12 protein-coding genes are annotated in these 12,903 nt (G+C 66.0%); 6 read left to right on the plus strand and 6 right to left on the minus strand.

Annotation, left to right across the window (positions count from 1 at the left end; translation table 11 throughout):
* Positions 1 to 144: 144 nt before the first annotated feature.
* Positions 145 to 498, plus strand: coding sequence for a 6-carboxytetrahydropterin synthase QueD (queD, locus tag ABQY74_RS17050; protein ID WP_024938374.1), 354 nt, complete (start codon positions 145 to 147; stop codon positions 496 to 498).
* Positions 499 to 690: 192 nt separating this feature from the next.
* Positions 691 to 1,053, plus strand: a complete 363-nt coding sequence (locus ABQY74_RS17055) for a phasin family protein (RefSeq protein ID WP_104595045.1) — start codon at positions 691 to 693, stop codon at positions 1,051 to 1,053.
* A gap of 251 nt (positions 1,054 to 1,304) precedes the next feature.
* On the opposite strand, the gene bioD is transcribed toward ABQY74_RS17055, so the two are convergent.
* Complete coding sequence (bioD, locus tag ABQY74_RS17060; RefSeq protein ID WP_349792449.1) at positions 1,305 to 1,979, minus strand: dethiobiotin synthase; 675 nt, start codon at positions 1,977 to 1,979, stop codon at positions 1,305 to 1,307.
* A gap of 117 nt (positions 1,980 to 2,096) precedes the next feature.
* On the opposite strand from bioD, the gene ABQY74_RS17065 reads away from it, so the two are divergent.
* On the plus strand, positions 2,097 to 2,579 hold the full coding sequence (locus ABQY74_RS17065; protein WP_024938377.1) for a GAF domain-containing protein: 483 nt from the start codon (positions 2,097 to 2,099) through the stop codon (positions 2,577 to 2,579).
* A complete protein-coding gene (locus tag ABQY74_RS17070) occupies positions 2,576 to 2,968 on the plus strand; it encodes a TfoX/Sxy family protein (RefSeq protein WP_349792451.1) in 393 nt (130 codons plus the stop codon). The genes ABQY74_RS17065 and ABQY74_RS17070 overlap by 4 nt, the downstream gene beginning before the upstream one ends.
* A gap of 107 nt (positions 2,969 to 3,075) precedes the next feature.
* On the opposite strand, the gene ABQY74_RS17075 is transcribed toward ABQY74_RS17070, so the two are convergent.
* From ABQY74_RS17075 to dinB, 4 genes are all read right to left on the minus strand, one after another.
* Positions 3,076 to 3,987, minus strand: a complete 912-nt coding sequence (locus ABQY74_RS17075) for an alpha/beta hydrolase (RefSeq protein WP_372470101.1) — start codon at positions 3,985 to 3,987, stop codon at positions 3,076 to 3,078.
* 95 nt (positions 3,988 to 4,082) lie between these two features.
* Positions 4,083 to 6,326 carry a TonB-dependent siderophore receptor gene (locus tag ABQY74_RS17080; protein WP_349792455.1) on the minus strand — a complete coding sequence of 748 codons (2,244 nt, stop codon included), beginning with the start codon at positions 6,324 to 6,326 and terminating at the stop codon, positions 4,083 to 4,085.
* A 407-nt stretch (positions 6,327 to 6,733) separates the two neighbouring features.
* Positions 6,734 to 7,384, minus strand: a complete 651-nt coding sequence (locus ABQY74_RS17085; RefSeq protein ID WP_104555215.1) for a phosphoglycolate phosphatase — start codon at positions 7,382 to 7,384, stop codon at positions 6,734 to 6,736.
* Positions 7,385 to 7,557: 173 nt separating this feature from the next.
* Positions 7,558 to 8,637 carry a DNA polymerase IV gene (dinB, locus tag ABQY74_RS17090; protein WP_039525307.1) on the minus strand — a complete coding sequence of 360 codons (1,080 nt, stop codon included), beginning with the start codon at positions 8,635 to 8,637 and terminating at the stop codon, positions 7,558 to 7,560.
* A gap of 341 nt (positions 8,638 to 8,978) precedes the next feature.
* On the opposite strand from dinB, the gene fabA reads away from it, so the two are divergent.
* Both fabA and fabB read left to right on the plus strand, forming a co-directional pair.
* The gene (fabA, locus tag ABQY74_RS17095; RefSeq protein WP_039522501.1) at positions 8,979 to 9,494 is read left to right on the plus strand and encodes a 3-hydroxyacyl-[acyl-carrier-protein] dehydratase FabA; all 516 of its coding nucleotides are present in this window, start codon (positions 8,979 to 8,981) and stop codon (positions 9,492 to 9,494) included.
* Entirely contained in the window at positions 9,494 to 10,702 is a 1,209-nt protein-coding gene (fabB, locus tag ABQY74_RS17100) for a beta-ketoacyl-ACP synthase I (protein ID WP_024938384.1), read from the plus strand. Before fabA ends, fabB begins: the two co-directional genes overlap by 1 nt.
* A gap of 98 nt (positions 10,703 to 10,800) precedes the next feature.
* Here the strand turns inward: fabB and ABQY74_RS17105 are convergent, their stop codons facing one another.
* The gene (locus tag ABQY74_RS17105; protein WP_102253381.1) at positions 10,801 to 12,825 is read right to left on the minus strand and encodes a M3 family metallopeptidase; all 2,025 of its coding nucleotides are present in this window, start codon (positions 12,823 to 12,825) and stop codon (positions 10,801 to 10,803) included.
* Positions 12,826 to 12,903 lie beyond the last annotated feature (78 nt).

Genomic DNA, 12,903 nt, shown 5'->3' on the forward strand with positions numbered 1-12,903 from the left:
TCGCACTTTGTGCGGGCGACCGGGCGCGGCGCTCCGGCGCAACGCGACCACCCCGCGTTGCGGATGCCACGCCAGGGCGCAGAGACGCTGTGTCGCCGCGATCGGGTCAGCCCGGCAGGCACCGGCGCACTTACAATGGCGCGCATGGATATCTTCAAAGTCTTTACGCTCGAAGCCGCGCACCGGCTTCCCAATGTGCCGCCCGGCCACAAGTGCGCCCGCCTGCACGGGCATTCGTTCCGGGTCGAGCTGCATGTCAGCGGCGAACCCGGCGCCGAGACCGGCTGGATCATGGATTTCGGCGACATCAAGGCCGCCTTCCAACCGATCTACGACCGCCTGGACCACCACTACCTCAATGACATTGAGGGACTGGAAAACCCGACCAGCGAGCGGCTGGCGATCTGGATCTGGGACCAGCTCAAGCCGGCGCTGCCGCAGCTGAGCGAGATCGTGGTGCATGAAACCTGCACCTCCGGCTGCCGCTATCGCGGCTGATCGCGCAGCGCAGTGGTGTGACGCAAGGCCGCCTCCAGGGCGGTCTTGTCGTTTTTACGGCGGGGATAATGGATTGATTCCAAAAGGCTTTTGAGGCGATTTCGGAAATTTTCAGCAAACGTGTTGCATCGCAGCAATATCCGCGTATGCTGCAACGCAACAACGGTCACAGCCTTCCCCAAGGGGTTCGCAATGTCGGCGCAGTTCGAAAACGGCTTCAACAGCTTTGCTTCTGCAGCGGCACGCGCCAACCAGTTGGCGATGGAACACGCGGAAAACGCGTTTGGCCTGCAGCTGAAGACGCTCGAACGCAACGTCAGTGCGACCACCAGCTTCTTCGGTGAGTTTGCCCAGGCCCGCGACCTTGGCGCCTACCAGACGCTCTGGCCGAAGGGGCTGCAACTGGCCCGCGACAACCTGGAACGGCTGGCCTCGGTGAATCAGGAAGTGGTCGGACTGGGATTGAAGGCATCCGATGCGCTCGGCCAACTGGCCAAGCAGCAGTTCGAGGCCAACAGCGAGCAGACAACCAAAGGCAAGACCCGGCGCGCGTAAGCGCCAACAAAAAATTCAGCGTCTTTGCATGGGTCCCTCCCCCCATGCAATCCGGCCCGACAGATCCCTCCCTCTGTCGGGCTTTTTTATTGTCTGCGCATTGCGGTGCTGCCAATCCGACCAGGTGCTATCGCGGCGCAGGTGCACTGGAAACGCCGGGACGCAGAGCGAGTCCCCGGCGGCGCGCAAGGCTGGGACGGCATCTGGCGATCCGCGTCGCAGTGACGCGGTCGCCAGATAGCCAACGTCACTTAGACCGGCACGTGCAGCCCCAGCGACTGCGCCGCGGCATCGGCGCCCGGCCGCCAGCCGATCCGGCCCCAGCACGGCATCGCCAGGCGCTGGCGCAGCATGCCGATGTTCTCCTCGATGCGCTCCATCTGCGGGTCGACCTCGTTGGCGATCCAGCCGACGCAGTCCAGCCCGTCGGCAGCGATCGCCGCGGCGCTCAGGCGCGCGTGATTGATGCAGCCCAGCCGGATGCCGACCACCAGCACCACGGGCAGCTTGAGCGCACGCACCAGATCGGCCTGGTCCAGATCGGCGCTTAAGGGCGCAGCCCATCCGCCGACACCTTCCACCACCACCACCTCGGCCCGCGCGCGCAATTGCGCGAAGGCCTGGGCGATCGGCTCCAGCGACAGGGTCACGCCGACATCGGCGGCGGCCAGTTCCGGCGCCAGCGGTGCCGGCAAGGCATAGGGATTGAGGGTGGCGTAATCGGGTTGCGGGGCGCTGGCGGCCTGCAGCGCCAGCGCGTCCTCGTTGCGCCAGCCCTGCGGTGTGTGCTCGCAACCGCTGGCCACCGGCTTCATGCCGACCGCCGTGTGGCCCTGTCTGCGCAGTGCGTGCAGCAGCGCGGTGCTGGCCATGGTCTTGCCGATGCCGGTGTCGGTGCCGGTGACATACAACGCCGGAAGCTGCATGCGTGTGTTCCTGCGGCCGCGCCGCGGTTGCCGTGGGGGCGCGCAGCATAGCGTGCGGATCCGAACGCGCGGCTGAGTCGCAATGCCGCTGCGGATGGCCGCTGCTAAACTTCGGCCATGTTCGCAACCTCTTCGCTGACCGGCAGCAAGCCGGAACAATACGCCCAGCTCACCGCCCAGGCCCAGGCCCTGGTGCATGGCGAGCCGGACCGGATCGCCAATGCCGCCAACCTGGCCGCACTGATCTTCAATGCGTTGCCGTCGCTCAACTGGGCCGGCTTCTATTTCTACGACGGCCGCGAGCTGGTGGTGGGGCCGTTCCAGGGCTTGCCGGCCTGCGTGCGCATTCCGCTGGACAAGGGCGTGTGCGGCGCGGCTGCCAGTACCCGGCAGAGTCAGCGCATTGCCGACGTGGATGCCTTCCCCGGGCATATCGCCTGCGATTCGGCCTCGCGCTCGGAGCTGGTGATTCCGCTGGTCAAGGGCGATGCGCTGATCGGCGTGCTGGATCTGGACAGCCCGGAGCTGGATCGCTTCGACGCCGACGATCAGCGCGGCCTGGAAGCCATTGCCCAGATCTTTGTCGGCGCGCTGACGTGACCACCGAACGGCTGCGCAACATCGGCCCGAAAAGTGCGGCGTGGCTGCGCCAGGTCGGCCTGCGCACGCAGCAGGATCTGCAGGCGGTGGGCGCGGTGGGCGCATTCGTCAAAGTGCGCCGCGCCGGCTTCAAGCCCAGCCTCAACCTGCTGTATTCGCTGGAAGGCGCGTTGACCGACTGCCATTGGCAGGATGTGCCGGAAGCGCGCCGGCATGCCTTGCTGGCCGAATACGAGGCAGCCAGCGCGCTGTTGCCGGTGCGCGGCCGCGCGGTCGGTGGGCCGGTGGAAACCGTGCACTACGCACGCGCCGACAACGACGATACGCACGGCGAGATCGGCCAAGCAGACGACGACACTGCGGACCAGAGCGACACGCGCGACGATTGAGTGCCTACGCCGAGGTGTCACCGCTGCATGCGTGCGGCATCAACACTGCGATCCGCAGCAGCGTGCTTGTCGAGCGGGTTCTCCTCGAACGCCTGCTTGATGGGACGTCATCGACGCGTCGCTGCATCCCGCAACGTTGGCGCAAGCGATGCGCCCAACGTCTGGCCATGGCTAAGGCCTGGCAGCGGTTGATAGTCGGCGGTGAGGCCGGGTAACGACGACAGCAGCGCAACGAGACGTTGTGCGGCCTGTGGATCTGCGCGCGGCCGCCCCGGGCGATCCGGTTTTGCCTTGTTCGCCGATGGTCCGCCCTCGCCTGCCATCAGCGTCAGCCGACGCCTGGATGGCTGCGTGCCTGCCAAACCCTCCCGTGCATGGTCGACCACACGCTGCGCCTGCTGGACGACAAACCCATCGCCCCACCACAGCGACGGATCGACCGCGACGTAGTGCTGGAACAGCTGCGGCTGCGTCAGCAACACCTGCAGCACGAACAATCCGCCATACGAATGGCCCCATAAGGTCTGTCGCTGACGGTCCACTGCCACGCGCACTTCCACCTGCGGGCGGATGCGTGTGGCGATCAGCTGCGCGAACGCCGCCGCACCGCCAGTTCTACGCTGCGGGTCGAGCGGATCGGTTTCCACCCGCCCGTCGCTGTAGCGCGCAGGCGTGTAGTCCAGGCTGCGCCCCACCGCATCGATGCGCAATGCGCTGTCGTCGGCGATGAACACCAACACCGGCGCATCGCCTCGGATAGACAGGCTGTCGAGCAGGCGCTCATCCAGCTCCATCAGCGCGGCATTGCCATCCAGCAGATACACCACCGGATACCCCGCAGCCGGCGGCGCAGCTTTGGGGGTGGCGATGCGCACACGGTAATGGCGCTGGCCATCGGCCGAATCCAGGCGCAACGCGCTGAACACATACGAGGCACTGGGACGATCGGCGACGGTGCTGCCGATCGTGCGGCTCAGGTCCGGCTGTGCGAACGCCGGCACAGCGCCGGCGATCCACATCAGCGCAGCGGCACACCCAAGCCGCCAACGATGCTGTCGGGTCATTGCACTCTCCTGTTGCGGCGCGCACGTTCGCACGCGGCGCCGCGTCGCTGTCAGAAACCGAAACTCAGGCTCGCCCAATACGCGCGCCCGGGTTCGTTGTAGGTGGCTGCACCCGTCGCGCCGCCGGTGTTATTGGTGCCTTCGCGGAACAGACGGGTGTCGAACAGATTGTCCACACCGACGCCCACGCTGACCTTGCGGGTGATCCGGTAACGCGCACTGACGCCCCACAGATCGTAAGGGTCGCGCGTGTCGGGGGCGATGGCACCGCCGCTGGTGCTCGATTGCGTGGCCGACTCCTGCTTGCCGTAGAAGGTCCCGGTGAGCAGCAGCGACAAGGCCTGGGTCGGCTGCCAATCCAGCGTGGTGTTGACGGTGTATTCCGGGATCACCGACAGCGGTTGATCGGTCGCGGTATTCTTGTTCTCGATCATGTAGGTGACATTGGTGTTCCACTTCAGCTCGCGGCCCTGCTCGCCCAGCAGCGGCAACGTGAGATTGCCTTCCACGCCCTGCACGATCGCTTCCGATGCATTGGTCCACTGGAACACCTGCCCGCGCCGGTCGGCGGTGACACCGACCGGCGTCATGCCGGCGACGATCTTGTTGTCGTAGGCGTTATGGAAGTACGTCAGCGAGGCGTGGTGACCGGTTTGCGGTGCCCACTCGATGCCGATCTCCTTGTTGATGCTGGTCTCTGGATCGAGGTTGTCGTTGCCCTGGATATAGCAGCCCGAACCAAGATTGGGGAACAGCACCGGGCAGCCATTGCCGCGTGTGTAATACAGATAATTGGCGTTGGACTGATACAGGTTGGGCGCCTTGAAGGCGCGCGCGATGCCGCCCTTGAGCAACCAGTCGTCGCTGAGTTTGTACTGCACGTTGAGGCTGGGGCTGAGGTTGTTGCCAAACTGGCTGTGGTGATCCAGTCGCACACCGGGCGTGAGCGTCAGCCGCTCACTGGCATAGATGTTGTCTTCCAGATACACCGCGCTGAGCGTGGCCTCGCTGCGCGGGCTGCGCGTGCCGTTGGCAAGACCGGGAAAACCGCCGCCGGCGCTCACCGTCTGTGACATCGAATACGCATCGCTGAGGCGGCTCTGGCGGCGCTCGAAACCCAGCGTCAGCACCTGCTCGGCCCAGGCCTGCAACGGCATGTTGAACTCGCCGTCGATGTTGAGGTTGTCGAGCGTAGCAGTGGAATTGAGCAGGCTGGCGGCAATGGAGCCTTCCGGTCCGCCGGCCAGGCCTTCGTTGAGGCGGGTATTGTCGGTACCTTCATAGGCGGCGGTGAGGCGCGAGGTGCCGAGCGCCCAAGTGCCGCGATGGGTCAGCGAGGCTGTGCGGCGGATCATGGTGTTGGTTTCGCTGCCGAACAGTGCGCCCAGATCGGCACCGGCCAGGCCATCGGCGCTGACCGCACGATCACCGGCGTACAGATTGCCCTGGCGGCTGAAGCCGGCATCGAGTTCGATCACCTGGCCTTCCATCGGATCCCAGCGCAGCAGGCCATTGATGTCCTTGTTGCGCACGCCCTCGCGCCCGGCCGGCGGCACCGCGGCGGCACTGCTGGCAAAGCGGCGATTGAGTTCCAGCGAATCCGGATCGGTCTTGTTGAGGTTCCCGTACAGGCGGAACGAGAACGTGTCGCTCAGCGGCCCGCTGAGCTGGAAGCCGGCACGCTGGCCACCGCCTTCGGCACTGTGCTGCGGCACCAGGCCGAACACCGTCATCGAGCCGGTCAGATCGCCGGTGGGCTTCTTGGTGATGATGTTGACCACACCGCCGGAGGCACCGGATCCGTAACGTGCCGCGGCCGGGCCGCGCAGCACTTCGATACGCTCCACCGCTTCGGCCGGTACCCAGTTGGTGTCGCCGCGCGTATTGCGCTCGCCGCTGCGGCCCATGCGCACCGCATCGCGCGATCCCACCGGCTTGCCGTCGACCAGGATCAGCGTGTTTTCCGGGCCCATGCCGCGCAGATCGATCTGGCGGTTGTTGCCGTACTGGCCGGAGGCGCTATTGCCGGTGAGGTTGACGCCCGGCATGGTGCGCAGCAACTGCGACAGATCGTTGACCGGTGGGCGCCGTTCGATGTCTTCGGCGGTGATCACCGATGACCCCAGGGCCTGGCGTGCGATCTGCGCGGCGGTGACGTGCACGGTGTCCAGCGACTGCGGCTCGGCTGCAACATCTTCGGCGGATGCGCTGCAGATGCAGCTGCCGCAACCGAGAGCAATGGCCAGCACCAGCTGACGGTGGGACAACACGGGACGACGTGCAGGCGCAGACATCCATGACCGGCGTGATGCGGACATTCTCAAACCTCTCGACAGGAGATGGACCTCTGGCGACGGCTTGAGGTGACACGATGGGGGTGATGCATGCAGCGCCGCGCCCGACGCGCGTGCGCGGCGCTGACGCAGTCAAGCGTGTCCGCGCATTCTACACAGATGCGATTCATTCTCAAATCGGAACGCTGCGCTGGCACGGCCGCACGCAGGCATTGCCGCTTCCGGCAGCGCAGACGTCACCAATGCCGCGCACCGGTGGGGAACAGTACGCGTTAGCTGGCCGACGAGGCGACCAGCGTGCGAAAGGCCTTCATTCAAGGCGACAAACGCAGCCAGCCGATGGTGGTATTGGTTGCTTCACCGCCGTGCGGGCGATGCCTGCACCCGCGCTGGCAACACTGCGCGTCTTACTTCAGCGCCAGCAATTGCCGCATGTCATCGATGATGGCCACGGCACCGGCGCTCTGCACATCGAAGCCGCGCAGATAGCCGTAACGCACCATTGCCAGCGGCATTGCCGCGGCGTTTGCAGCAGCCGCATCGGTGGCCGAATCGCCGACCATCAGGCATTGCTGCGGTGTGTGCCCGAACTGTTTAGCCAGGTGCAGCAGCGGCGCCGCATCGGGTTTGCGCTGCGGCAGCGAATCGCCGCCGAGCACGCTGCTGAAATACGCAGCGATGCCCAGGTGCTCCAGCAGCGGCGCGATGAAGCGCGCGGGCTTGTTGGTGCACAGCGCCAGCGTGGCGCCGGCCTCGCGCAGGCCGGCCAATGCCTCGGCAACACCGGGATACAGCTGCGGGTTGTGCAGCAGGCTGGCCTGGTAGTGGCGCATCATCAGCGGCATCTCGGTATCGGCATCGTGGGTGCCGCCGGCTTCGCGCAAGGCGGTGGCAAGCAGCACGTGCACGCCTTCACCTATCCAGCTGCGGATCGTCGCCTCGCTGAACTGCTGCAGCCCGAGTTCCTGCAAGGTGGCATTGAGCGCTTCGGCGATATTGGGTGCGCTGTCCACCAGCGTGCCATCCAGGTCGAAGATCACCAGCGGATACGGAAACATGCGCACAGTCTCGTTGGGGGAGCGGCCTGCAGTGTACGAGCTGCGGGATTCAGGGCGCGTCACCGTGGCGCGATGCGAACAGCCGATGCCAGCCTCGATACATGCGTGGCTGCAGTCATCGCTGCATGCACCGCACGCCGCGGCCGCGGTGCAGCAGCCATGCCGCCCCGCACTCACTGCGCCGGCGGCATGTCGCCAAATAACTCGCCCTGCACCGCGCCCTCTTCCGCGTCGCTGAAACCGCTCAATCCCACCCCGACCAGGCGATAGCGCGTGTCATCGGGCAACTCCACGCGCCTGGTCAGCGCCAGCGCGATCTCCGCCAATGCCTCCAGCGAAGCCGGTGGCTGATCTGGCGTGTACGAGCGGGTCAGGATGCGGAAGTTGGAGGTCTTCAACTTGAGAACCACGGTGCGCCCGATGCGCTCGGTACGCCGCGTGGCCAGCCAGGTCTTTTCGGCCAGGCGCAGGATGTGCGGATCCAGTGCCTCCAGCGCGATGTCCTCGCTGAAGGTATCTTCCGAGGACACCGATTGCACCTCCTGATCCGGCTCGACCGGGCGCTCGTCGATGCCGCGTGCGCGGCGGTACAGGCTCTGCCCGAAGCTGCCGAAATGCGCTTGCAGCTCTTCCAGGGGACGCAGCCGCAGATCGCTGACGGTGACGATCCCCAACGCCGCCAACTTGCCATCCATCACCTTGCCCACGCCGGGAATGCGGTTCACCGGCAGCGGCAGCAGGAATGCATCGACACGACTGGGCGCGATGACGAACTGCCCGTCGGGCTTGCGCCAGTCCGAGGCGATCTTGGCCAGGAACTTGTTCGGTGCGATGCCGGCCGATGCGGTGAGCTGGGTTTCCTCGCGGATCTGGCTGCGGATCAACTGCGCGATTTCGGTGGCCAGCTGCATGCCGGTCTTGGCCTGCGTGACATCCAGATAGGCCTCGTCCAGGGACAGCGGCTCGACCAGATCGGTGTGGCGATGGAAGATCTCGCGCACCTGCCGCGACACCGCCTTGTAGCGCGCAAAATCCGGCGGCACGAATACCGCATCCGGACACAGGCGCTCGGCACGCAGCGCCGGCATGGCCGAACGGATGCCATAGGTGCGCGCTTCGTACGAGGCCGCGCACACCACCGAGCGCGCACCGCGCCAGGCCACCACCACCGGCTTGCCGCGCAGCGATGGATCGTCACGTTGCTCCACGGACGCGTAGAACGCATCCATGTCCACGTGCACGATCTTGCGCATCAAGCTGGCATCTCTCCGAAAACGTCGGACCATGATAAATCAGCCGCGTCTCACGCCTTGCGCCGCGCCATCGCGCACGCCCGGACGCGAACGGACGCAAGCGCTGGCGGGACGCTCTGCTGCACCTGTCCGTGCGCCGATCCACGCCGAGCAGGCATGCCTGACCGTGTCCCGCTGAATGCTGTCATCTGCTCTGGATCCTGTCTGCAACACATGCTTGCCACACTGCGCAACCGGCTGAAAACAGCACGCATGCGTACGGATAAAACGTTTGATTGAACCGCGCGCCCTCATGCACCCTTGCCGGCCTCGCCTTTCGCTTCTTGCAGGAAACGTTCGTCATGACTCGTCAAAGTGCGTACTCGCGCGACCAATTGCTGGCCAGCGCGCGCGGGGAATTGTTCGGACCCGACAGTGCCCGCCTGCCCAACGACCCGATGCTGATGTTCGACCGCATCACCGAGATCAACGACAGCGGCGGCGCGCATGGCAAGGGCCTGATCCGCGCAGAACTCGACGTGCGCCCGGACCTGTGGTTCTTCGGCTGCCACTTCATCGACGACCCGGTGATGCCCGGCTGCCTGGGCCTGGACGCGATGTGGCAGCTGACCGGCTTCTTCCTCACTTGGATCGGCGCAGCAGGCCGCGGCCGCGCGCTGGGCTGCGGCGAGGTCAAGTTCACCGGCCAGGTGCTGCCGAGCGCCAAATTGGTCAGTTACGAAATCGATATCAGCCGCGTGATCAACCGCAAGCTGGTGATGGCGCAGTCCGATGCACGCATGCTGGTGGACGGGCGCGAAATCTACACGGCCAACGATCTGCGCGTGGGCATGTTCACTTCAACGGAGAATTTCTGATGCGTCGCGTCGTCGTCACCGGAATGGGCATCACTTCCTGCCTGGGCAATGATCTGGACACCGTCTCCAGCGCCTTGCGCGAGAGCCGCTCGGGCATCACCGCATTGCCCGATCATGCCGACGCCGGCCTGCGCAGCCAGGTCGGCGGTGCGGTGGCGCTGGATCTGGACAGCCTGATCGACCGCAAGCTCAAACGCTTCATGGGCGATGCCTCGGCCTACGCCTATCTGGCCATGCGCGATGCGATCGCCGATGCCGGACTGGATGCCGAGCAGGTCAGCGACCTGCGCACCGGCCTGATTGCCGGCTCCGGTGGCGGATCCAGCCAGTGGCAGGTGGAAACCGCCGATCTGCTGCGCAACCGTGGCGTGCGCAAGGTCGGCCCGTACATGGTGCCGCGCACGATGTGTTCGTCGGTCTCCGCTTCGTTGGCGACCGCGTTCAAGATCCGTGGCCTGAGCTATTCGCTGTCGGCCGCGTGTGCGACCTCGGCGCATTGCATCGGCGCGGCCGCGGACCTGATCCGGCACGGCGCGCAGGATGTGATGTTCGCCGGCGGCGGCGAAGAACTGCACTGGACCATGAGCGTGATGTTCGATGCGATGGGCGCGCTGTCCACCGGCTTCAACGATCGCCCCGCAGTGGCCTCGCGGCCCTACGATGCGCAGCGCGACGGCTTTGTCATCGGCAGCGGCGGCGGCATGCTGGTGCTGGAAGACTACGACCACGCCATCGCGCGCGGCGCACGCATCCATGCCGAACTGCTCGGCTATGGCGTGACCTCCGATGGCGCCGACATGGTCGCGCCCAGCGGCGAAGGTGCGGTGCGCTGCATGCACATGGCCATGCAGGGCCTGACGCAGCCGATCGACTACCTCAACACGCATGGCACCTCCACGCCGCTGGGCGATGTGACCGAGCTGGGCGCGGTGCGCGAGGTGTTCGGCGACAACGTCCCGCCGCTGTCCTCGACCAAGGCGCTGTCCGGCCATTCCTTGGGCGCGGCCAGCGTGCACGAGGCGATCTACAGCCTGCTGATGCTGCGCGACGGCTTCATGGCCGGCTCGGCGCATATCGATGAACTCGACCCGCGCGCCGAAGGCTTTCCGATCCTGCGACAGACCCAGGACGCCACGTTGAACACGGTGATGTCCAACAGCTTCGGCTTCGGCGGCACCAACGCGGCGCTGGTGTTCGGCCGAGTGTGAGGGCGCGGCGCCGGGCGCCGCGCGGAGTTGGGAATTGGGAATCGGTGTGCGGAGAGATCGCTCTTGCCACTCCCCGATCCCGATTCCCCACTCCCGGTTCAGCCGGCCATGCCGTTGTGCCGCAACAGCGCATCGATGTTCGGCGCACGCCCACGGAAGGCGCGGAAGTTGTCGGCCGCGCTGCGGCTGCCGCCACGCGACAGCACTTCATGGCGGAAGCGCGCGCCGGTGTCGGCCACCTGCTCAGGCGCTTCTTCGAAGGCAGCGTAGGCATCGGCGCTGAGCACTTCGGCCCACTTGTAGCTGTAGTAACCGGCTGCATAACCGCCGGCGAAGATGTGGCTGAACTGGTGCGGGAAGCGATTCCATGCCGGCGGGCGGTTGACCGCCACCTCGTCGCGCACGCGCTCGATCAGCTGCAGCACGTTGTCCTGGGTCGGGTCGAAGCTGCTGTGCAGCTGCATGTCGAACAACGCAAATTCCAGCTGGCGCACGGTGAACATGCCGCTCTGGAAATTGCGTGCGGCCAGCAGCCGGTCGAACAGGTTGCGCGGCAGCGGTTCGCCGGTCTGCACGTGCGCGGTCATCGCCTGCACGCGCTCCCATTTCCAGCAGAAGTTCTCCATGAACTGGCTCGGCAGTTCCACCGCGTCCCATTCCACGCCGTTGATGCCAGCCACGCCCAACTCGCCGATGCGGGTCAGCAACTGATGCAGGCCGTGGCCCATTTCATGGAACAGCGTGGTGACTTCGCCATGCCGGAACGTGGCCGACGTATCGCCACTGCCGCGGCCGAAGTTGCACACCAGATACACCAGCGGCGTCTGCACGCCGTTGGCGGTGTCGCGGCGGTTGCGGCAATCGTCCATCCACGCACCGCCACGCTTGCCTTCGCGCGCGTACAGGTCCAGATAGAACTGGCCGACCAGCTCGCCCTGCGCATCTTCCAGGCGATAGAAGCGCACATCCGCATGCCAGACCGGCGCGCGATCGGGCTTGACGGTCAGGCCATACAGGCTGTGGATCACATCGAACAGACCGGCCAGCACCTTGGGCTCGGTGAAGTACTGCTTCACCTCCTGCTCGGAGAAGCTGTAGCGCGCCTGCTTGAGTTTTTCGGAGGCGTAGGCCAGATCCCAGGCCTGCAGTTCGTCCAGGCCAAGTTCGTCGCGGGCAAAGGCTTCGAGCTCGGCACGGTCGCGTTGCGCATACGGCCTGGCGCGCACTGCCAGATCGCGCAGGAAGCCCATCACTTCATCCGGGCTTTGCGCCATCTTGGTGGCGACCGAATACTCCGCGTAACTGGCAAAGCCGAGCAGCTGTGCCAGCTCGGCGCGCAGGGCCAGGATACGATCGATATTGGCGCTGTTGTCCAGCGCGGCATCGCCGAACTCGGAGGCGCGCTCGGCGTTGGCGCGGTACAGCCGCGCGCGCAGCTCGCGATTGTCCGCATCGGTCTGCACCGGCAGATAGCACGGCATCTGCAAGGTCAGCTTCCAGCCCGGCACGCCGTCCTTTTCCGCGGCCGCGCGTGCAGCGGCGACCACCTCGGCCGGCAGGCCAGACAGCTCGGTTGCGTCTTCGCTCACGTACGACCAAGCATCGGTGGCATCGAGCACGTTCTGCGAAAACTTGGCGGCCAGTGCGGAAAGTTCTTCCTGGACCTGCGCAAACCGCGCCTTGGACGCATCGTCCAGCTCGGCACCGCCGAGGCGGAAATCGCGCAGCGCGTTTTCCAGCACCTTGCGCCGCGCGGCGTCGTAGTGCGCCGCTTCCGGCGCTTCGGCCAGCGCCTTGTATTGCGCATACAGCGCCAGGTTCTGCGCCAGCGCACTGCCGAAGCGGCTGAGCTTGGGCAGATTGCTGTTGTAGGCCTCGCGCAGTTCCGGCGTGTTGACCACCGCCTGCAGATGGCCGACCTGGCCCCAGGCGCGCCACAGCCGCTCGGTGGCATCGTCCAGCGGCACCACGAAGCTGTCCCAGCTGACCGGGCTGACCTGCTCGGCCGCTTTCACCGCGGCCTCGGCCTCGGCCAGCAGTTGGTCGATTGCCGGGCCCACGTGTTCGGGGCGGATCGCATCGAAGGACGGCAGTCCGGACAGGTCGAGCAGCGGGTTGGTCATGGGGCGCTCCGGCGGTGGACTGGATCAGGAATCAGGGCGAGGGGCTGGCAGACGCTGCGAGACCCGGCGGTTTTGCCA

The sequence above is a fragment of the Xanthomonas sp. WHRI 7064 genome (genome assembly GCF_040202355.2).
GTDB classification, from domain to species: domain Bacteria; phylum Pseudomonadota; class Gammaproteobacteria; order Xanthomonadales; family Xanthomonadaceae; genus Xanthomonas; species Xanthomonas arboricola.

Coding starts and splice junctions, on each gene's coding strand:
- ABQY74_RS17080 (WP_349792455.1), bottom strand. CDS start 6,326: ATGTCTGCGCCTGCACGTCGTCCCGTGTTGTCCCACCGTCAGCTGGTG.
- ABQY74_RS17075 (WP_372470101.1), bottom strand. CDS start 3,987: ATGTGGATCGCCGGCGCTGTGCCGGCGTTCGCACAGCCGGACCTGAGC.
- queD (WP_024938374.1), top strand. CDS start 145: ATGGATATCTTCAAAGTCTTTACGCTCGAAGCCGCGCACCGGCTTCCC.
- dinB (WP_039525307.1), bottom strand. CDS start 8,637: ATGCGCAAGATCGTGCACGTGGACATGGATGCGTTCTACGCGTCCGTG.
- ABQY74_RS17065 (WP_024938377.1), top strand. CDS start 2,097: ATGTTCGCAACCTCTTCGCTGACCGGCAGCAAGCCGGAACAATACGCC.
- fabA (WP_039522501.1), top strand. CDS start 8,979: ATGACTCGTCAAAGTGCGTACTCGCGCGACCAATTGCTGGCCAGCGCG.
- ABQY74_RS17055 (WP_104595045.1), top strand. CDS start 691: ATGTCGGCGCAGTTCGAAAACGGCTTCAACAGCTTTGCTTCTGCAGCG.
- ABQY74_RS17105 (WP_102253381.1), bottom strand. CDS start 12,825: ATGACCAACCCGCTGCTCGACCTGTCCGGACTGCCGTCCTTCGATGCG.
- ABQY74_RS17085 (WP_104555215.1), bottom strand. CDS start 7,384: ATGTTTCCGTATCCGCTGGTGATCTTCGACCTGGATGGCACGCTGGTG.
- bioD (WP_349792449.1), bottom strand. CDS start 1,979: ATGCAGCTTCCGGCGTTGTATGTCACCGGCACCGACACCGGCATCGGC.
- fabB (WP_024938384.1), top strand. CDS start 9,494: ATGCGTCGCGTCGTCGTCACCGGAATGGGCATCACTTCCTGCCTGGGC.